General features: G+C 72.2%; 14 protein-coding genes and 2 pseudogenes. 7 read left to right on the plus strand and 9 right to left on the minus strand.

The window, feature by feature from the left end; translation table 11 throughout:
• Positions 1-5: 5 nt before the first annotated feature.
• From ACFV6E_RS07460 to ACFV6E_RS07475, 4 genes are all read right to left on the minus strand, one after another.
• Positions 6-1,913, minus strand: a complete 1,908-nt coding sequence (locus tag ACFV6E_RS07460; RefSeq protein WP_385459843.1) for an HEXXH motif domain-containing protein — start codon at positions 1,911-1,913, stop codon at positions 6-8.
• Positions 1,914-2,212: 299 nt separating this feature from the next.
• Positions 2,213-3,301: a hypothetical protein gene (locus ACFV6E_RS07465; RefSeq protein WP_385459845.1), complete on the minus strand. Its 1,089-nt coding sequence runs from the start codon at positions 3,299-3,301 to the stop codon at positions 2,213-2,215.
• A 395-nt stretch (positions 3,302-3,696) separates the two neighbouring features.
• Positions 3,697-5,004: an alkyl sulfatase dimerization domain-containing protein gene (locus tag ACFV6E_RS07470; protein WP_385459847.1), complete on the minus strand. Its 1,308-nt coding sequence runs from the start codon at positions 5,002-5,004 to the stop codon at positions 3,697-3,699.
• Positions 5,001-5,735 carry a DUF3159 domain-containing protein gene (locus ACFV6E_RS07475; protein WP_385171533.1) on the minus strand — a complete coding sequence of 245 codons (735 nt, stop codon included), beginning with the start codon at positions 5,733-5,735 and terminating at the stop codon, positions 5,001-5,003. Before ACFV6E_RS07475 ends, ACFV6E_RS07470 begins: the two co-directional genes overlap by 4 nt.
• A gap of 349 nt (positions 5,736-6,084) precedes the next feature.
• Between ACFV6E_RS07475 and ACFV6E_RS07480 the strand changes: the two genes are divergently transcribed.
• The 6 genes from ACFV6E_RS07480 (at position 6,085) to ACFV6E_RS07505 (ending at position 13,419) form a co-directional block, all read left to right on the plus strand.
• Positions 6,085-6,987: an MBL fold metallo-hydrolase gene (locus tag ACFV6E_RS07480; RefSeq protein ID WP_385459849.1), complete on the plus strand. Its 903-nt coding sequence runs from the start codon at positions 6,085-6,087 to the stop codon at positions 6,985-6,987.
• 48 nt (positions 6,988-7,035) lie between these two features.
• The gene (locus ACFV6E_RS07485; RefSeq protein WP_385459851.1) at positions 7,036-8,193 is read left to right on the plus strand and encodes a VOC family protein; all 1,158 of its coding nucleotides are present in this window, start codon (positions 7,036-7,038) and stop codon (positions 8,191-8,193) included.
• Positions 8,190-9,149, plus strand: a complete 960-nt coding sequence (locus ACFV6E_RS07490) for a fumarylacetoacetate hydrolase family protein (RefSeq protein WP_385459853.1) — start codon at positions 8,190-8,192, stop codon at positions 9,147-9,149. The genes ACFV6E_RS07485 and ACFV6E_RS07490 overlap by 4 nt, the downstream gene beginning before the upstream one ends.
• On the plus strand, positions 9,146-11,104 hold the full coding sequence (locus tag ACFV6E_RS07495; RefSeq protein WP_385459854.1) for an acyl-CoA synthetase: 1,959 nt from the start codon (positions 9,146-9,148) through the stop codon (positions 11,102-11,104). The genes ACFV6E_RS07490 and ACFV6E_RS07495 overlap by 4 nt, the downstream gene beginning before the upstream one ends.
• Positions 11,101-12,627, plus strand: a complete 1,527-nt coding sequence (locus ACFV6E_RS07500; RefSeq protein WP_385459856.1) for a bifunctional 3-(3-hydroxy-phenyl)propionate/3-hydroxycinnamic acid hydroxylase — start codon at positions 11,101-11,103, stop codon at positions 12,625-12,627. Before ACFV6E_RS07495 ends, ACFV6E_RS07500 begins: the two co-directional genes overlap by 4 nt.
• 144 nt (positions 12,628-12,771) lie before the next feature.
• Positions 12,772-13,419, plus strand: a complete 648-nt coding sequence (locus tag ACFV6E_RS07505) for a TetR family transcriptional regulator (RefSeq protein WP_385171515.1) — start codon at positions 12,772-12,774, stop codon at positions 13,417-13,419.
• Between the two features lie 162 nt (positions 13,420-13,581).
• Here the strand turns inward: ACFV6E_RS07505 and ACFV6E_RS07510 are convergent, their stop codons facing one another.
• Positions 13,582-14,244 (minus strand): TetR/AcrR family transcriptional regulator C-terminal domain-containing protein, encoded by a 663-nt coding sequence (locus ACFV6E_RS07510; RefSeq protein WP_385459858.1) that lies wholly within the window; start codon positions 14,242-14,244, stop codon positions 13,582-13,584.
• Positions 14,245-14,346: 102 nt separating this feature from the next.
• Between ACFV6E_RS07510 and ACFV6E_RS07515 the strand changes: the two genes are divergently transcribed.
• The gene (locus ACFV6E_RS07515; RefSeq protein ID WP_385459860.1) at positions 14,347-15,609 is read left to right on the plus strand and encodes a beta-ketoacyl-[acyl-carrier-protein] synthase family protein; all 1,263 of its coding nucleotides are present in this window, start codon (positions 14,347-14,349) and stop codon (positions 15,607-15,609) included.
• 18 nt (positions 15,610-15,627) lie between these two features.
• Here ACFV6E_RS07515 and ACFV6E_RS07520 read toward each other — a convergent pair.
• From ACFV6E_RS07520 to ACFV6E_RS07535, 4 genes and pseudogenes are all read right to left on the minus strand, one after another.
• Positions 15,628-15,920, minus strand: a pseudogene (locus tag ACFV6E_RS07520) (hypothetical protein).
• A 13-nt stretch (positions 15,921-15,933) separates the two neighbouring features.
• A pseudogene (locus ACFV6E_RS07525) lies at positions 15,934-17,073 on the minus strand (glycoside hydrolase N-terminal domain-containing protein); the annotation flags it as partial.
• A 62-nt stretch (positions 17,074-17,135) separates the two neighbouring features.
• Positions 17,136-18,176, minus strand: coding sequence for an ABC transporter permease (locus ACFV6E_RS07530; protein WP_385459861.1), 1,041 nt, complete (start codon positions 18,174-18,176; stop codon positions 17,136-17,138).
• A 2-nt stretch (positions 18,177-18,178) separates the two neighbouring features.
• On the minus strand, positions 18,179-19,834 hold the full coding sequence (locus ACFV6E_RS07535; protein ID WP_385171505.1) for a sugar ABC transporter ATP-binding protein: 1,656 nt from the start codon (positions 19,832-19,834) through the stop codon (positions 18,179-18,181).
• Positions 19,835-19,872: the final 38 nt, after the last annotated feature.

The following is a 19,872-nucleotide window of genomic DNA, read 5'->3' on the forward strand; positions in this document are numbered from 1 at the left end:
CCCGGTCACAGGCCGGCCCGGTCCTCGCCGGACGTCGCGTCCTCGGCAAGCGCACGCCCCAGCCACTGGGCGAGTCCGACGGGGTCCGCCGTCTGCCCGGTCCGCCCGCGCAGCTGCCGCGCGACCGCCCTCACCACTTCGGGTACGGCGGTCAGCGCGCGTAGCGCCGACGGATTGCGGCCGGTCTCGTCCAGGGTCAGCCGGAGCCCGGCCCAGGCGGCCGGTGGGGCGGAGGCGGCGAGGAGAGTGCGCTGGTAGGCGTGCTCGGCGGCGACGGGGTCGCCCGTTGCCCAGGCGACGTCCGCCGGGTCCGCGCCGGTGACGCCGGGTACGCCGTCGTCGTCCACCGCGTCGCGGAGCTTGTCCAGGGACGCCGGGTCGAGCAGCGCCATACGGGCCAGCACGGCCCGCGAATCGAGGTGGTGCTGTCGGCGCTCGGCCGTCACCTCCTGGCGGCGGGCAGGCAGCAGCGGCGCGGCACCCGTCAGCCAGGCCGCGGCCAGCGCCTCGATGTCGCCGGGGAAAGGCCGTACGTGATGCAGCCGCCACAGCACACGATGGTCGGCAGCGAGTCGTCCGGCCAGCTGTACGGCCTCGCGGGCGGGCTCACCCCCGGGAACGTCGTCCGCCCAGCCCGCCACCGCCGTGTGCACCTCCTCCACCAGACGCACACCCGTCCGGGTGAGTTCGGGGTCCGTCCCGACCTGGGACAACGCACGGACCAACTGGCCGCGCCACAGGGCGAACTCGAACCACGCGAGCGGGTCGTGCGCGCCGCCCGGCAGCCGCGTCCGGCCACTCCAGAAGCGGGCGACGCCGGTGAACGCATAGATGCCCTGCAGCATTCCGTTCAGCGGTCGCGGATCGTCTCTCCAGGGTGCGTAGTACAGCCTCCCCGGCCCCGGCCCTTCCTCGACCAGCGGGAAAAGATGGGAAAGCGCATTGAGCTTGCTGTGCTGGAGTTCGTGGACGAGAGCCGCGGCGCAGGCCGACGGGGACTCGGGCAGGGACAACGCCAGCCCGCCCACGCCGTACGAGCTGCTCGCGCTGCGGACCCGGAACGCCTCGTGCGCCGCCATGGGCTGGATGGTGCGCAGCAGTGCCGCGACAGTCACGGCGGACACCGGATCGGCCTCGGCCAGCAGCTCGGCGCCTTCCTGCACCAACCGGATCAGCCGAGTCGCCGTTTCCGGGCCCAGCCGTCGGGCCGCACCGGCCGGCCGTGCGGCTACGCGATGCCGGCCGAGGTCGTCAAGGAGCAGACGGAACGGCTCGCCGCCCGGCAGCCCTAAGTTCACGTGCCGCAGCGGCAGCCACCCCGGCCCGGGGCGGGCCGGCTCGTCCGGCACTCGTACCGTGCCACCCGGGGACGTCACCGTGACGGCTCCGGCGCGCGCTGCCAGCACGGCCGTCTCCTGTGCCGTGCGGGCCGGCAGCCGGACCTGACCGAGGGCGGGGAGTTCGACCCGGCCGCCGACGCAGGGCAGCGGGAAGGAGAAGTCGAGGCCCGCGCGCGAGGCCGCCACGGCTGCAAGGCAGTGCAGGTGTCCCACGTCGGCCCACAGGGGCAGGTCGTGCGGACGTGGATGATGCAGTCTGTCCAGCAACTGTCCGGCCCACAGACCGGTCTCGGGCAAGTCCAGCAGCTCCCGCACGGCCTCGGGGGCCCATCGCTGCGCGGCTGCCAACAGATCCCAGGCCCGCCCCGGAGCGGGCAGCGGGCCTGCCACCCCGTCCAGCCGCGCGAGCGTGTCCAGCAGTACGTCCAAGAGCAGCAGCCGGTGGCTGTGCTCGGCCCGCACGAGTTCGGCAAGCGCGCTCGCCTCGCCCCCTCCGCGCGCCAGACTCTCGAGGTCCCGGGCGGTGAGCCGGTGCAACGGCTCCGCCTCCCCCGCCGCCCCGGTCCGGGCCATCAGGCCGTCCAGGAGTCGTCAGTCCCTGGTGACGCGCTCCTTGCCGGTCCGCCGATGGCCTCCAGCAAGCGTCTCTTGGCCCTCTCCCGCTCGAGGCCGCCGTGCGTACGCAGCTCCTCCAGGGAGACGTCGTTCAAGTCGGGCAGGTCCGACCTTATGTCAGGTTCCGGATTCTGCATCCTGCGGTAGACCTCCCCCGAAACAGTCAGAGCCCTGAACGATCCGCCTTTACATCATGACCCAACGCCCCGGCGGCGGAAACATCGCCAACCGGCCAGGATCGCGGCCCGGTTGGCTGATCACGGTGCCGTGAACCACTCCGGATAATCCCGCAGTACCGCTTCGAAGTCGTTGAACTCCACCGTTCCCGCATCCACCAGGGACATGGCCCCCCACAGGTGCCACAGCCCGTGCCGGAAGGCCGCGCAGGTCCTGATCAGCTCGAGCATCTCGACCCGCGCGACCGCGTTACGCGGCACCGACGTACAGATGTCCGGAGGCAGATGACCGATGACCACGGCGCGCAGACCGGGGTCCTGCATGATCGGTACGGTCTGCAGGGCGCCCAGCAGGCGGTGGTAGTCCGCCAGCTCGAGCCGTCTGCGCGGGGCCGCCCGGCCCGCCTCCGCGTGGATCGCGTCGCCGCCGCCTTCTGACCACAGCGTCGTCGGTACCGGGGAGTGAGGGCCGTGCGCGCGGAACCGTTCACGAAGGGCGGCGGCCAGCGGGGCGCTGTCGTACCGCCACTCCGGGTGGACGCGCAGCAGTTCCAGGGCCGCCGCACTGAAGACACCGGTGGAGACCTGTCCGGGCCCGCAGGCGAACAGCACATGCTGCCCGTCGACTCGACGCAGGCGTCCGCGCGGCACCGGGTCGGGCCGCAGGGCATGGCCCACGCTCGTCACGTCGGTGAAGGTCTGGCAGGCGTCGATCAACCACAGCTGGCGCGCGTGTCCCGCAGCGATGTCGGAGCGGTATGCCGCCAGCGCGCCGTCCAGGTCCAGGCAGCGCAGATCGGTGGGGATCGCGTCGGCATACACCAGCCTGCGCCGTCCTTCCAGGTCGACCAGGCCATGCCCCGACCACGCGACGAACAGCCAGTCGTCGGCCGCTGCGGCCACTTCCCGGAAGAGGGTTCGATGCACCTGCTCCCGGTCGGCGGGCCGCCAGTCCACACCCGCCTCTGCGAGCAGGGCCCGGCTCGTCGGCAGCGGGGACGCCAGGACGGTGATCGCCTCTGCGGACAATCCCTGTTCGAGCAGCCACGCGCGATGAGCCAGCGCATCCCGCACCGGTCCGTTCAGATCCCAGGCACCCCCCGTTCCGTACGTCTCGACCGCAACCAGCACCGCCCGGCCGCCCATGCGCTCCCCCGTCGCCGCGTTCATCGGCCGAGTCTGTCGGAATGCGACGACACCGGCCAGCCCCATGCGATGTCGGCTCGCGTCTCCCGTCGGTGCAGGCGTCCCGCGAGCGGCGCTGGGCTGCTTCACGACATCGCAGCGCTTCACCGTCGACCGCGAACGCCTCGCCGGTGTCCCGCTCTTGCCCGCGGGACACTTCCGACTGCGGGAACGCACAGACCGCCGTGTCGAAGACGCATGGAATTGTCGTTGGGCGGCGGGATCGGTGCCTGGGCGGCGAGCAGGCCCGCAAGGACCAGCAGGCCGGCCCGGAACACCGCGACGAACCAGCGGTGCGGCGCCCGCACTCCTCACGTCGGGCCCCGCCGATGAGCCGGCGGGCCCCGGCATCGCACTCCCCGATATCAAACTCCCCGACGTCAGTGGTGGCCCTGCGCCGCCGAGGCGATCTCGGTCATGGCGTCGGTGCCGGCGAGGATGCCCCGGGACTCGGCCTCGGCCCAGCCGAAGATGCCGGTCGACATGGTGCCGCGCTCCTGGGCGGCGCGCAGCGCGTACACCTCGGCACGGGCGGTGTGGACGGCCGCGTCGTCGGGGGCGGCGTCGCCCGCGAGTTGGGCGAGGTGGCAGGCCAGGCGGTGGGAACCGGCACGGGCCAGTTCCAGGGCGCGGTCGGCGAGGACCTGGGCGCCGCCGCTCAGGTCGGCGAGCTCGGTCGCGAGCTCTTCGTCGGTGGCGGGCTTGAGGTGGGCGGGGTTGCCGTCGTACCAGCCGGCGAACTGACGCCAGACGTTGCGGACGACGAACTCCGGCTCGTCGTAGAGGGGTTGCAGGTAGTGCAGCGCGGCCAGGTCCTGCGGTACCCGCACCCGGTGCAGGGTCTGGGCCAGTGTCGCCCCGTCGTTGAGGCAGGCCATGGTCTGCTCGACGAGGGTTTCCAGGTAGCGCGCGGTGTTCTCCAGCGCCTCGCGGACGTGTGCGGCACCGACGACGGGAACGCCGTGGCTGCCGAGCATCAGCTCGGCGTCGAGCGTGGCCATCCAGCGCAGCGCGGCGGCCCAGTCGACGGGGTAGCGCTGCGCCTTCTGCGGGTTTCCGGCGTTCGGCGCCACGCCGAGGTAGAGGTCGCCGGGGAAGAGGATCCGCTGTTCGGGGAGCCAGCCGACCACGTGGTCGTCGGTCTCGCCCCGGTGGTGGGTGAGTTCGAGCCGGAGTCCGCCGGCCTCGAGGGTGTGGGTGTCGGCGAAGGTGACGTCCGGCTGCCGGAACTCGGCGGGCCAGACCAGGTCGGGGATGCGGAACTGGCGGCGGTTGATGACGGTGTTGTAGCCCTGCGTGCGCGCGTATCGCTCGAACCGGGCGAGCACGTTCTCGTGCGCGACCGCCACCGGCCGCGGCAGGCCCTGCGCGTCGGCCTCGGCGTCGAAACGCCCCAGGCCTCCGACGTGGTCGACATGGCCGTGGGAGTAGACCGCGTGGGTGACCGGCCCGGCGTCCCAGGCGGTCACCTGTTCGTGGAGCCGGTCGGCGAACAGTGCGGCGCCGGTGTCGAAGAGCACGGCACCGTGGGCGTGCCGGAGCGCGAAGGCGTGTCCGAAGCCGGGCACCATCAGGATTCCGTCGGCCACCTCCTCAGCCTCGGTCGGCGCGGCTTCGAGCAGGGAGGTCGGCTCACGGCGGCCTGACCACACCTCGGCGGCGTGCTGGAGAATCTTGGAGTTCGTCATGGCTGGTCCTTTCGAGGGGGTGCGACAGGGGCGGGTGCCGGGGCGGGATCGGGAGCGGGGGCGAACGTCTTTCCCGGTGGGTTCCCGTCTCCCACCGGATTCCCGGCGACGTCCGGGTGGGCCCGTACGGCGCGGCGTACGAGGACGACGGTGAGCGCGGCCATGGCGAGCAGCGTCGGCTTGGCGAACAGCGCGCTGACCAGGGTGAGACCGACCACCGAGTCGGCCGCGTAAAGGTAGCCGAGCGGCACGAGGTGGCTCAGCCACACCACGGCCCAGGCGCCGGTCAGGCGGCGGTGACGGCGCCGGGCCGTCGGGGCTCCGGTCGTGTGCGCCGGTTCCACCCGGGCCCTGCGGCACACCGGTTCCGTGACCGGGCGGCCGACCAGCAAGGAGCCCACGCACAGGGCCAGTCCGGCCGCGTTGACCACGAGTTCGGGGAAGTAGAAGGCCCTTCCCTCGCCGAAGGCGATGGCACTCACACTGTGGAACGCCACGATCGTGGTGGACACCGTGACGACGAACAGCGAGTCGCCGCGCCGGCGGCGCACCACCGCGACCGCGAGCGCGACCAGCAGCGCGACGACCGCTCCCCGCTCGGGGCCCCAGCGGGACTCGGTGACCAGATACGCGGCCGGCGCGGCGATCGCGTCGACGACGTGCCGGGCGATGTCGGCCGCACGGCGTGGCGGGCCGGGCACCGGTGTGTGTGCGTTGCCTGCGTCGGGCACTGCGTTCTCCTGCCGTCGTCGGGTGGCCGGGCGGCCGTCGCGCGGTTTCGGTACGGGAGCGTCGAGGCGGTTTATCGGCTGTCCGGGGTGGCCGTCAGCTGCCTTGGTGCATCGTCGGCCGTCGGCCGTCGGACGTCGGCCGTCGGCCGTCGGATGACGACTAACGGCGACGGCCGACGGGTTCGGACGCCGGCCGTCGGAACGGCTCGGTAGGGACGTGCCGATCGTGCGGCCCGACGGCGCGGACGGTGCGCATCCCGGCGGACCGCCTACAAAGATGATTGATTTATCAGCTCTGATGTGTCAACCATATTTGGAGTGCAGTCGCTCGAGGCGAGAGGAGTCGGCGATGACGACCACCGTGACGCTGACCGGTACCGGTGTTCCGTTCCCGAGTGCGGAACGGGCCGGACCCGGTGTCCTGGTGAGCCACGAGGAGGTGCACCTGCAATTCGACGCGGGCCGCTCCACGCTGATGCGGCTGACCCAGGCCGGGATCGGCGCGCACCAGCTGGCCGCCCTGTTCCTCACCCACCTGCACAGCGACCACGTCAGCGACGTCGTCGATCTGGCGCACACCCGGTGGGTGCAGAACCACCTTCACGGCACCGGCCCGCTTCCGGTGGTGGCGGCCGACGGTCACGCCCCCGGCTTCGTCGAGCGGGCGCTGACGGCGAACGCGTACGACGTGGAGGTGCGGATGCGCCATGTGCAGGAGCATCCGCCCGAGGTGGCCGGAAACTGGTTCGCGCTGCCTGCCAGGGCGACGGAGGTCTGGCGCAGTCCGTGCGGCCGGGTCGGCGTCGAGGCCGTGCGGGTGCGCCACGAACCGGTCGAGCAGGCCGTCGGCTACCGGATCACGACCCCCGACGGCGTGGTCGTCGTCTCCGGCGACACCCGGGTGTGCGAGGAGGTCGCGGCACTGTCCGAGGGAGCCGATGTCGTGGTGCACGAGGCGTGCCGGAGCACGGCTCTCGCGGAGTTCGTCCGGGACACGCCCTTCGAGACGATCTTCAGCTACCACGCCGACACCGTGGCCCTCGGGGCGATGGCCCAGCGCGTCGGCGTGTCCCACCTGGTGCTGACCCACCTCATCCCCGAGCCGATGTCGCCGGAGCAGGAGGCCGAGTACGAGGCCGAGGTCCGCCGCGGCGGGTTCACCGGGCGGGTGTCGGTCGGCCGCGACCTCCTGACGGTCACGCTTCCGCGGGACACGGCAACGGACGACGCACAGACGGGAGTTGATCGGTGATCAAGCAGACAGGGGTTGAAGGGTGACCGAGGAGACGGGAGTGGAACGGTGATCGAGATCGACGTACCGGCCGGAGCCGGGCAGACCGGAGCCGGGCAGGCCGATGTCCATCATGGGTTGCACAGCGAGCTGGGCGCGCTGCGCGGGGAGCACCCGGGCCGGGCCCGCAACCCCGTGATCAAGGTGGTCGGGCTCGGCTGGCTGGAATTCGTGAAGCCCGACCTCGACCGTGCCGAACGGTTCGCCCGCGACTTCGGGTTCGCCGTCCACGAGCGCACTCCGGACCGGCTCGCGCTGCGCGGCACCTTCTCGGCCCTGCCGTGCCTGGTCGTCCGCCGCGGGCGCACCGCCCGCTTCGTGGGGCCGACGTTCCTCGCGGAATCGGTCGCCGACGTGCGGCGGCTGGCCCGCTGGGCCGGAGCGAACGTCCTCCCGCTCGGCGGCGGCCAGGCCGTCCGGCTCCCGGATCCGAGCGGGTTCCCGGTGCGGGTCGTCGCCGGCCTGGAGGAGCCGGCCGCCCTGCCGGAACGCGACCCGCTGGAGCTGAACTGCGGCACGCGACCGGTCCGGTTCAACACGCCGCAGCGACCCCCGCGCGCCGCGGCGCAGGTGCAGCGGCTCGGGCACGTCGTCCTGGAGACGACCAGGTTCCGGCGGGCCCTGTCGTGGTACCTCGAAGCGCTCGGTCTGATCGTGAGCGACTTCCTGTACCTCGACGACCTGCGCGACCGCGGGCCGACGATGGCGTTCATGCGATGCGACCTGGGGTCAATTCCGGCGGACCACCACACGCTCGCCATGCACCTGGGCCCGCGCACCGGATACGTGCACTCGGCCTACCAGGTCACCGACCTCGACGCCGTGGCCGCGGGCGGGCAGTACCTCACCGAGCAGGGCTACCGGCGGGTGTGGGGCGTCGGCCGGCACATCCAGGGCAGCCAGATCTTCGACTACTGGCGCGATCCCGACCGGATGATGGTCGAGCACTACGCCGACGGCGACCTCTTCGACTCCTCGCTCGAACCCGGCTGGGCGCCCATGAGCGCCAGTGGTCTCGCCCAGTGGGGCCCGCCCGTCTCCCGCGACTTCCTGGGCAGCACCCCCGGCCCCGGCATGGTCGCGGCCCTGCTCAAGGCGCTGGGCGACAAGACCAACGAGATCGACAAAGACACTCTCAAGGCACTGGCGAAAGCGATGGCGGCATGAGCACGAACGTGGCACGCACCGACGACGGCTGGTGGATCGAGCACGACGGCCGGCTGACCCGGATCAGCACCACCGCGACCACCACCGCGGAACTCCTCGCCGACCGGCCGGCGGTGGACAGGGCCGTCGCCGCCCCCGATCCCGACGGCCCCGAACCGGACGACGTCACCCTGCTGTCTCCGGTCACCGTCCCGGCGCGAGTGGTCGCCCAGATGGTCAACTACCGCAGCCACGCCCGCGATTCGGGCATCGACCCCGACACGGTGCCACCGGCGTTCTTCCGCAAGGCGTCCGGTTCGGTCTGCGGCCCCACCGACACCGTCCGCTGCCCCGACCACGTCGGTTTCCTCGACCACGAGGTCGAACTCGGGCTCGTCATCGGCCGCCGGATCGATGTCGGCACCGTGGTGAGCGAGGACGACCTCGCCGGTGCCGTCGCGGGCCTCGTCGTCACCAACGACGTCAGCGCCCGCGACATCCAGCTCACCCGCACCCAGTTCTACGAGGCCAAGTCCTACCCGACCTTCACCCCCGTCGGCCCGTTCCTCACCCTGGTCGACGCCACCGAACTCGCCGCCCTGGAACGGCTGCGCCTGACCTTGAGCGTCAACGGCGAGATCCGCCAGGACAGCACCGTGGCGGACATGCTCGTCAAACCCGCCCGCGCGCTCACGCTGCTCGCCCGCTTCCAGGCGCTCGACGCCGGCGACCTGGTACTCACCGGCACGCCGGGCGGCACCGCCCTCAAGGCACCGGGGCCGGTGATGGAGAAGATCGGCGCCCTCCTCCCGCCGGCGGTCAAGTGGCGGGCCTTCTTCAAACGGCAGGCCGGCAACCCGCGTTACCTCAAGGACGGTGACGTGATCGCCGCGACCATTTCCGATCCCCTGCGGGGCATCGATCTAGGCCAGCAGACGAATATCGTGCGCGGCCCGTCCCACGAGTCCGCCCTGTGAGGCCCGCCGGCCTCCCGCCGCTGACATCGCCGGAGGACCTTCACGCCATCGAGCGCGTACCGCTCGGCGACCGCGACCTCGCGCTCACCACCTACGACCTGCTGGTGCGCGCGGCACAACGGTGGCCCGACGCGCCCTGCTCCCTGTGGATCCCCGACCCGGCCGCGATAGAACAGCACGTGACGGTCACCTACGGCGCGCTGCTCGACCGCGTGCACGCGATCGCCCACGCCCTGCACGCCCTGGGAACCGGCCGCGAGGACGCGGTCACCTTGATGGCACCCAACTGCGGCGACCTCCTCGCGGCCACCCTGGCCGCCGAGGCCATCGGCATCGCGGCCCCCGTCAACGCCGCACTCGATGTCCGGCACGTCGCCCATCTCATCCGCCTGACCGGCTCCCGCGTCCTGCTCACCGCGGGCCCCGAACTCGACGCGCCGCTGTGGACCCGGCTCCTCGACAGCGCGGCCGGCCTCGGGATCGGAACACTCGTCGCCCTCCCGCCCGACGGCCAGGACCGCGCCACGGCACCCGAGCTGGAGGGCCGCCCCGGACTGCGCACCGTCCGGCTCGACGACCTCGTGGACAGCGGCCCGCCCTCCCCCGCACAGCTGCCGGCCGCACCGCCGGCCCCCGACGACCTCGCGGCCTTCTTCCACACCGGCGGCACCACCGGTGCCCCCAAGGTCGCCGCCCACACCCACCGCAACCAGGCGGTGATGGCGTGGAGCCTCGCCGTCGCGGGCGGCTCCGGGACCGGGCAGAGCATCGTCGCCGGACTGCCGCTGTTCCACGTCAACGCCCTCCTGGTGACCGCTCTGGCACCGATGGTGACGGGAGCACGGTCGATCTGGCCCGGTCCGCGCGGCTACCGCGACCCGGACCTGTACGCGTCGTTCTGGAAGCTCGTCGAGCGCTACCGGCCCCGCGCCATGTCGGCGGTTCCTACCGTGTACGCATTCCTCGCGGCCGTACCGGTCGACGCCGACATCAGCTCACTGGAGGCACCGGTGGTCGGTGCCGCACCGCTGCCGGACGGCGTACGGCGGGCATTCGCACAGGCCACGGGCGTTCAGCTGCTGGAGGGTTACGGACTCACCGAGGGTACGTGCGCGGCGTCGGCGACCCTGCCCGGTGATGTCCGCACCGGCTCCGTAGGACTGCGGCTGCCCTACCAGACGGTGACGGCGGCCGAGATCGACGAAGCCGGCGGCCGGATACGGCCGCTGCCCGCGGGCGAGACCGGCGAGCTGGTGATCGGCGGCCCGACGGTGTTCGCCGGGTATCTGCGGCGCGACGGCGACCGCCGACGGGTCTGTTCGGACGGTGTCGTGGTGGACGGCCTGCTGCGCACCGGTGATCTCGGATGCGTCGTCGACGACCGGGTCCATCTGCGGGGCCGCCAGAAGGATGTGATCATCCGCGGCGGCCACAACATCGATCCCGCGGTCATCGAGGACGCGCTGCTGAGCCACCCCGCCGTCACGGCGGCCGCGGCCGTCGGCCGGCCCGACCGCTCCTCCGGCGAGGTCCCGGTGGCCTTCGTCTCGCTCGCCACCGCGCAGGTCACCGTGGCGGAGCTGCTGGCCTGGGCGGGCGAGCGCATCAGCGAACCAGCGGCGCGCCCCAAGCTGATCACGGTGGTCGACGCGATCCCGCTCACCGACATCGGCAAGCCGTTCAAGCCCGCGCTGCGCGAGACGGCCGCGGCCCGGCACTTCCGGGACGAGCTCGCCGAAGGCGGCATCGGCGCGGTCGAGGTCGGTGTCGCCCACGAGAACGGCCGCCTGACGGTGCGGCTGACCGGCCCGGGCGCGGTCGGCGAGGCCGCCGCGGTCCTGCGGGCGTACGACGTCGACGTCCGTACCGGAGGGGACGACGTCCGTACCGGAGGGGACGACATCCGTATCGAAGGGGCCGACACCCGTACCGCAAGGCAGGAGGTACAGCGGTGAGCTCGCCGAACGTCCCGCCCGCGACCGGCACCGACGACCTGGACGTACTCGTCATCGGCGGGGGTCCCACCGGACTCGCGGTGGCGACCCTGCTGGGCCGGCGGGGACTGCGCGTCGCGGTCGTCGAACGCCATCACGACGTGTATCCGCTGCCCCGGGCGGTCCACCTGGACGACGAGACCTACCGGATCCTCCACGAACTCGGCATCGGCGAACGCTTCGCCGCCCACACCCGGCCCGCGCTCGGGCTCCGGCTCCTCGACGGGAACCACCGCGAGCTGGCCACCTTCACCCGCAAGCGCACGACGGCCGCCGGGCTCCCGCAGGCCAACATGTTCGACCAGCCCGACCTGGAACGTCTGCTGCGCGACAATCTCGAACGCCTCCCCCACGTGACACTCCTCGGCGGCCACGAGCTACTGCGCCTCGACACGTCCGGCAGCGCGACGGTGGCAGCCCGCGTCCGCCGCCCCGACGGCACCCGGGCCGACCTGCGCGCCCCGTGCATCGTCGCCTGCGACGGGGCCAACAGCACGGTCCGCCGGCAGCTCGGCCTCACCAGCGACGACTTCAGGTTCGAGCAGCGCTGGCTCGTCGCCGACGTCCGCTGCGACCTCGACCTCGACGCGTGGGACGGCGTGCACCAGGTGTGCGACACCCACCGGGCCGGTACGTACATGCGCATCGGTCCCGACCGCTACCGCTGGGAGTTCCAGCTCCTCGACGGTGAGACCTCCGCCGACTACGCCGGTCTGCCGCGGCTGCGCCGGCTGATCGGACCGTGGGTGCGCGCCGTCCCGGACGAGCGGCTGGCCGTGCTCAAGTGCACGGAGTACACCTTCCGCGCCCGCGTCGCCCGCCGATGGCGCTCGGGGCGTGTCTTCCTCGCCGGGGACGCCGCCCACGTCACGCCGCCGTTCATCGGACAAGGACTGTGCGCGGGGCTGCGCGACGCCAACAACCTCGCGTGGAAGATCGCGGCCGTGCTGCGCGGGCAGGCCCCACCCGGGCTCCTCGACTCCTACGAAGCCGAGCGCAGACCGCACGCGACGGCGATGGTCGAACGGGCCAGGGCCATGGGCCTGATGATGACCGGCGGCGGCCGTCTCGCCACGCTGGCGCGCGGCCGTCTCGTACCGGGCCTCGCACGCTCCCGGGCCGTCCGGCAGCTTCTGCTCGACAGCCGCACCCCGGCCCTCACGCCCGGACCCCGTATCCGCGAAAGCACACCCCGAGCCGTACGCGGCGCGCTCCTCCCCCTCGTGCTCCTGCCCGGCCCGGACGGCCAACCCGTCCTGGTGGACCGGGTATTGGGCGACCGGTCCGCCATCGTCGCGCTGCCCGGCACGGACCTGGCGGCCGTGCCCGACGCGCTGCCGTCCGCGTGGCTGACCATCGACCCGCAGGGCTCCGCGGGTGAGCGGCTGCTCGCCCGCTGGCTGCGGGATGCGGGGGTGGGCTGGGTCCGGGTCGACCCCGACCGGGTGGTCAGCGCGGCCGGCCCGGCAGGGGTGCTGCGATGAGCGCGGATGCCGTCGCCGTCCACCGTCCTCTCCTGCCGCTGTGGTGCCCGGCCTCCACGGCCGCGGCGCGACACACGCGTATGGCATCAGGCGCACGGCCGAACAATGACTGAGCCGGCGACCGCCCCGGATACGATCACCGCCATGTCCCAACAGCCATCTTCGCGCAGGGAACGGAACAAACTGCGCACCCGCACGGCGCTGATCGAGGCCGCGCAGGAGCTCTACGCCGAGCGCGGTGACCTCGATGTCAGCATCCAGCAGATCACTGAGGTGGCCGACGTCGGCTTCGGGTCCTTCTACAATCACTTCTCGACCAAGGCTGAACTGCTCGACGCGGCGATCGCCCAGGCACTCGAGTCACACGCCGCCTGGCTCGAGGACGTCCTCTCCGACGTCGACGACCCGGCCGAGGTCTTCGCGACGTCGATGCGGCTCACCGGCCGCCTCGTCCGCACGCGGCCCCGCATCGCGCGGGTCCTCATGCGCGGCAGAGGAGGACTGCTCACCGCGTCGTACGGTCATGCCCCGCACGCCCGCAGGGACATCGAGGCGGCCATCGCCTCCGGCCGCTTCGTCACGGAGGACGTCGGCGTGGCCCTCGCCTGCACGGCCGGATGTCTCATCGCGACGATGCATCTGTGCGACGCCGACCCGACGGTCTCGGTCGACGACGTCGCCGACCAGACGGTACTCAACGTCCTGCGGATGTTCGGCCTGGAGGACGCCGAGGCCCGACGGATCGTGACGCTGCCCCTTCCCGCGGATGAGCCGCCGGCCGCGTCGGACTGACTGCCGTCGGACGGACTCCCCGCGCACCGACAGGTTCGGCGGGTGATGTCCGCGGCCTCGGAGCGCTGGTCGTACTCGGTGACGTGAGCACAGGCGGGGGCTTGGCCGCGGACGCCTCACGCCGGCCCGACGAGCGAGCACACGCACAGGTACGACGCCCGGCTAGCCGCGCCCGTTTTCGCCATGGATGGTCAACGCTCCGGCGAGATCGAGGTCGGTGGCCGTGCCGTGTGCGCCGGCGCGGACGAGCAGCACCGCGCCGAGCGCGGTACTCCAGAACGTCCTGACCTCCACGCCGAGCGGTCGACGGGCTCCCCAGCCGCGGCTGTCGACGAGTTGGCCGACGAACCGCTCGGACTGCCGGAACAGCAGTTGGAGGTGCCGGTCGACCACGGGGGCGAGTTCCGGCTTGGAGACCCCGGTGGCGAGCGCTCGCGCGACCGACGGGAGCGAGGGCATGGCGAGTACGGCGCGGGCGATGTTGCGCCGGAAGGCCGCCGCATCGGGGGCCTGGCGGCCGATGCGCTCGATCCGCCGGGCGTCGTGCAGCAGGCCGAGGAAGGCGGCGTGCACGAGCAGCGAGTCCTTGGAGCCGAAGTAGTAGGTGACCTGATTGGGGAAGGCACCTGCCGCGTTCGCGATCTCCGCGACGCTCACCTCGGCCCCGGGCCGCTCCTCGCAGAGCCGTGCGGTTGCTTCGATCAGCCGGCGTCTCGTCGCCCTGCCGCGGTCACGCGGCCGGGCCGACACCGCTCGGGCCGACACCGCTCGGGCCGACACCGCTCGGGCCGACGCCGGTCGGGCATCGCTTCGCTTCTTCTCCACTCCTGCGTTCTTTTCCACTCCTGACCTCTTCTCCACTCCTGGATTGTATGTGATACAACAAACCCTCGTTCGCTTGTATCGCATACAAGAAAGGTTGATGGCATGCACCGGACTGAAGTCGTCGTGACCGGACTCGGCGCGATCACGCCACTCGGGGCTACCGCGGCATCCACCTGGGACGCCCTGCTCGCCGGCGAGTCCGGCATCCGCGGCGGCGTCCTGCCCGGCCGCGAGGAGGCGGGCCTTCCCGACGCCGTCGCGGGCACGATGGCGGTCGACCCGGCCGAGTCGCTGCCGCCGGCGCGGGCCAGGCGGCTGGACCGCGCACAGCAGGCGGCCCTGACCGCGGCGGCCGAAGCGTGGGCCGACGCCGGTGCACCGCAAGTGGCCCCGGACCGGCTCGCATCGGCGATCGGCACGGGCATCGGGGGCGTACGCACACTGCTGAAGGAGGACGACGTACTGGAGGCGGCGGGGACACGGCGCGTCTCGCCGCGCACGGTTCCCATGCTCATGCCCAATGCGGCGGCGGCGCTGATCAGTATCGAGTACGGCGCACGAGCCGGGGTCTACACGCCCGTCTCGGCGTGCTCCTCCGGTGCCGAGGCGATCGCGTTGGGAGCCGGACTCATCCGTGCCGGTGAGGCGGACGTGGTCATCACCGGCGGGACCGAGGCCGCGATCACCCCGATCACCGTCGCCGGCTTCGCCCAGGCACAGGCCCTGTCGCGGTACACCGCCGAACCCGCCTCGGCCTCCCGGCCGTTCGCCGCGGACCGCAGCGGGTTCGTCCTCAGCGAAGGCGCCGCCGTCATGGTGCTCGAGAGCGCCGAGCACGCCGACGCCCGGGGCGCGCGCGTCCGCGCGGTGCTCGCGGGCGCCGGCGTCGCCGCCGACGCTCACCACATCACGGCGCCCGCGCCCGACGGCTCCGGTCAGATCTCCGCCATGCGCAAGGCCCTCGCGCAGGCCGGCCTGGCGCCCGAGCGGATCGGCCACATCAACGCCCACGCCACCGGAACTCCGGTCGGCGACGCCGCCGAGGCACACGCGATCCGGCAGGTCTTCGGCCGCGCCACCGTGACGGCCCCCAAGGCGTCGCTCGGCCACCTCTTCGGCGCCGCCGGCGCGATCGAGGCGCTCATCGCCGTCCTCAGCGTGGAGCACGGCGTCGTCCCGCCGACCCGCAACCTCACCGCGGCCGGCGTCGGTCCCGGTATCGATCTCGATGTCGTGACAGAGCGACGAGACGCCCCCCAGGAGGCCGTGCTCAGCAATTCCTTCGGCTTCGGCGGCCAGAACGTCTCACTCGTCGTCACCGCCGCACGGCACCACGCGTCCCGTACGACGTCGACGACAACATGACCCCCGTTCACGTGAGCATCAGCGCGGCGTGACGACGTACGCGCCGCCCGTCGGCCACATGCCCCAGAACGCGCCGTCGACGGGCGCGGTGCCGCGCCAGGCGTCGGTGTTGTGGTGGGTGACCCAGCCGTCCGCGCCGTACTGCACCCGCGCGGTGCGCCGCCCGGCCACGGCGAGGTCGTCGAGCAGGCGAAGACGGGCTCCCAGCACTCCAGGAGGTCGGTGGTCGGGGCCGGCCAGTAGTTCATCTCCGTGTTGATGTCGATCGTGTACTTGGCGTCCCAGGGCGGGGAGAGCTGCTCGTTCCAGATGCCCTGGAGGGGTGGCGGGCTGGGTGCCGGGGCGGGAGGATGCGATCAGCAGATAGCGGCCGAACCGGTAGTGCGGGGTCACCAGCTGCGGGTCACCGCCCTCGGAGAAGCGGGCCACCCGCTGGTCGGTCGGCAGGTCGGCCGCGTCGGTGGTACCGAGATCCAGGGACACCCGACGGAAGAGCGCCCGGTGGTCGCGCACATGCCGGGAACGCAGCTGCCCGTACGTGATCCCGGATGCGGAGTTGAGCGGACGCTCGGCGCGGGCCCTGTGGTCGCCCGAGGCGTCGCGGTAGTCGTTGTAACTGGTGCCCGTCGAGACGAGCAGGGTGACCGCGTCGGCTCCCTCGACGGTAAGGGTGCCGTTCTCGCTGTGGACGGTTCCGCCTTCCCCGAGCGCGCGGACCAGGGCACGGAAGCGTACCCGCCCGGTGATGCCCTCCCGGCTCTGCCCGGTCCCCTCCATTGCGAGGGTGAACGGGTCGGGGGCCGACGTCTCGGTCTGCTGCGGGCTGTCGAAGGCCGCGGTGAACGACAGCCCGCCGGTTCGGTCGGCGGTCAGCCTGACCACGATCACCTGGTCGGGATGGCTCGCGAACACCTCGCGCCGGTAGGCGGTCCCGCCGCGGTCGTACGTGGTCGTCGCCACCGCCGTGTCCATGTCCAGTTCTCGGCGGTAGCCGGTGACCTCGCCCGTGTCGGGAAAGGTCAGGCGCAGGTCGCCGACCGTCTGGTACATCAGCTCCCCAAGCGGGCTGCCCACGAACGCCGAGTTGATCAGGGACTGGGCCTCGGCCCACTCACCGGCGAAGACACGTCGGCGGATCTCGGGCAGGTCGGCCAGGCCCCGCGGATTCGCGGGGTCGTAGGGGCCGCCCGCCCACAGGGTGTCCTCGTTGAGCTGGCGCCGCTCGGTGTCCGCTCCCCCGAACACCATGGCGCCGATGCGGCCGTTGCCGAGCGGTAACGCCTCCAGCCACTCCTCGGCGGCAGCGTCGTACCGCAGGAGGAGACGCGACGGCCGGGAATGGACGGGGACGGCCGTCCTCGGTACGGTCCGCGCGTCCGCGGTTGCCGCGGCGGGCGGTAAGCCGGTGAGGGCGGCCGACGTGGCCACCGAGGCGGCGATGAAGTCTCTTCGGTCCATGCGCATGCCTTTTTGGATGGGGGCACGGGTTCGTCACCGCGCCACCGCCGTCCGGCATCCGGGCTCGGCTACTCCTGCTTCTCGCCGGAGGCGAAGCGGGAGATGACGAGGGCGACGATGATGATGGCGCCGTTGAGGAACTGGTTCCACAGGGGCGGTACTCCGGCCAGCGTCATGACATTGACGACCAGTTGGAGGGTGAGTACGCCGGTGAGGGCGCCGAAGACGGAGCCCTTGCCGCCGTTGAGGCTGACTCCGCCGATGACGGTGGCGGCGAACACCTGGAAGATCCATCCGTTGCCCTGGGACGCGGAGAGGGATCCGTAGTGCCCGGTGTAGAGGATCCCGGCGAACGCGGCCAGCAGGCTGCCGAGGACCAGCACCGTCCACACGACACGGTCCACGCGGATGCCGGCGGTGCGGGCGGCCTCGGTGTTGCCGCCGATCGCGTACAGCGCCCGGCCGTGACGCAGCCAGGCCAGCGCACCGCCGCCGAGGGCGAAGAGCACCAGGCAGATCCAGATCGCGGCAGGCGTGCCGAGCCAGGACGCCTTGCCCAGGTAGGTGAAGGAGGACGGCAACTCGACGATGGACTGGCCCTCGGACAGGGCGATGTGCAGTCCGCGCAGCATGGTGAGCATGCCGAGGGTGACGATGAACCCGTTGAGCCGCAGTTTCAGGATCAGGAAACCGTTGACCGCGCCGATCACGGCACCCACCAGAAGACAGAGCGGCACGGCCGTCCACTCGGGCAGCAGCCCCAGGCCGGTGAACCGGGCGCCGCTGGTGGGCAGGACGAGCCAGACGGCGATCACCGGTGCCACACCGATGGTGGACTCCAGGGACAGATCCATCCGTCCGGCGATCAGGATCATCGCGGTGGCCAGGACCAGCAGACTCAGCTCGGTCGACTGCTGGGCCACCCCGATGAGATTGTCGGCGGTGAGGAAGGCCGGGGAGACAATGAACCCGATCAGGCCCATGACCAGGATGACCGGAATCAGGGACAGTTCACGGAAGCGGCCGAGGCGGAGCCCGTACCGGGCACCCGCGGCGGATGCCCGTCCCGTTTCCGCCGCGGATTCGGTGACGTCTGTGGTGGCGGACATGCCTACCTCTCATGTACGTCGGCGTCGAAGGCTTCGGACGTCGTGGCCCCGTCGGACGATTCCGCTGCTCCGGACGTCGTGGCCCCGCCAGACGCTTTCGCTGCTCCGGACAGATGGGCCACCCCCTCCATGGCCGCGACCAGCTGCTCGTCCTGCCAGCCGGGGCCGAACTCGGCGACCGCGCGCCCGTGGAACATGACGAGCACCCGGTCGCACGCCCTGAGGTCGTCGAGCTCGTCGGAGACGATCAGCGTCGCCTTCCCCGCCTCCGCGGCCCGCCGTATCCGGCTCAGCAGGAACTCCTTGGACCTGACGTCCACCCCGTTGGTCGGCCGGATGGCCACCAGTACTGGCGGATCGGTCGCCAGGGCGCGCGCGACGACGACCTTCTGCTGGTTGCCGCCGGACAGCGCCGACACGGCGGTGGCCGGGCCGGGAGTCTTGATGTCCAGGTCCTCGATCATGCGCTGGGCCAGATTCCTGGCACGCGCGGGCAGGACGGTACCGAACGGGCCGAGCTGGTCGGTGACGGTCAGCGTGGCGTTCTCGGCCACGCTGCGGCGGTGCACCAGGCCCTGCGCATGCCGGTCCTCCGGCACCAGCCCCACTCCGGCTTCCAGCGCCGACGGCACGCTGCCGGTGCGTACGGGCCGGCCCGCGACCTCGATCGTTCCCGCCTCGGCACGGTGCAGTCCGGCGATGGCCTCCCCCACCCGCACATTGCCGCTCGCCGTCGCGCCGGCGAGCCCCACCACCTCACCCGCGCGCACCGACAGCGAGAGCCCCTGGCAGGCACCCTTGAGCGTCAGCCCTTCGACCGCCAGGACCTCCCCGGAGCCGGCCCGCGCCGCGCCATGGGATGGAGCGACGGCCGTTTCACCGGCCGCGGACTCCCCGGTCATGGTCTCGACGAGGACCTGGTGGCCGACCTCCGCGACGGGGGCGGTGAGGATGTGCGCGGCGTCCCGGTAGACCGTGACCGTGGTGCACAGGTCGTACACCTCCTGCAAGTGGTGCGAGATGAAGAGGAAGGCGACCCCCTGGCGTTGCAGGGCACGGAGTTTGTCGAAGAGCCGGCCGATGCCGCGCGCGTCGAGCTTCGCGGTCGGCTCGTCCAGGACGATGAAGCGGGCGCCGAAGGACAGCGCCCGCGCGATCTCGACGAACTGCCGCTGCTCGACGCTCAGTTCTCTGGCCCGTACGGACGCGTCGACGTCGACGCCGTACTCGGCGAGCAGCTCCGCGGCGCGCCGGCGCAGCTCCTTCCACCGGATGGGCCGCAGCGGTCCGTCGCTCTGCCGGTTGAGGAACAGGTTCTCGGCGACCGTCAGGTCAGGGATGACGGTGGACCGCTGGTAGACACAGGCGACCCGGGAACGCCAGGCACCGATGTCACCGACAGCGGGTGCGGGCGCGCCCGAGAAGCGCAGGGTGCCGGAGTCGGGCGCCCGCAACCCGGTCAGGATGGACACGAGCGTCGACTTGCCCGCGCCGTTGCGGCCGACCAGCGCGTGCGACTCGCCGGGGGCGACGGTGATACGTGCTTCGCGCAACGCCACGGTGGCACCGAATCTCTTGTTGATGCCGGTGGCTTCGACCACGGGCACCGGCCCGCCGTCCCCGTGCGCCGGGGCGGTGCCGGTATCGGTGTCCGCCATGGTGGATACCGTCCTTGGTGGGCTGAGAAGCGGGGAAG

Origin of the sequence: Streptomyces sp. NPDC059785 (assembly GCF_042732375.1) — a bacterium.
Classification (GTDB): domain Bacteria; phylum Actinomycetota; class Actinomycetes; order Streptomycetales; family Streptomycetaceae; genus Streptomyces.